This is a genomic window from Mycobacterium sp. NGS40, from assembly GCF_059812735.1.
In genome coordinates this window covers 1-398 of sequence record NZ_JCALDG010000129.1, presented here as the reverse complement: position 1 = coordinate 398, position 398 = coordinate 1, and the positions used below count along the sequence as shown (strand labels likewise).

The 398-nt window shown below is 71.1% G+C and carries 1 protein-coding gene; it reads left to right on the top strand.

All coding sequences use genetic code 11. The features are described from left to right. Positions 1–398 (top strand): DUF222 domain-containing protein (locus AC5Y5O_RS32250; RefSeq protein WP_500028775.1); only part of this gene is annotated, 398 nt, incomplete at both ends.

Here is a 398-nt window from a genome sequence, read left to right as displayed (position 1 = left end):
GCGGTGCTGGCCAAGCTCGCCGCCCCCGGCATGTGCAACCCCGACGACGACACCCCCTGCGTGGACGGGGCTCCGACACAGGACGCCATCGACCACGACCCCCGCTCACCCGCGCAACGCCACCACGACGGGCTCAACGCCGCCCTGCGCGCGGTCCTGGCCTCCGGGGAACTGGGCCAGCACAACGGGCTACCCGCCACCATCATCGTGTCCACCACCCTGCAAGAGCTTGAAGCCGCCGCCGGCCACGGCCTCACCGGCGGCGGCAGCCGGCTACCCATCTCCGACGTGATCCGCCTGGCCCGCCACGCCCACCACTACCTCACCCTCTTCGATGAAGGCAAACCCGTCGGCCTATACCACGCCAAACGCCTCGCCTCCCCCGGCCAACGAATCGT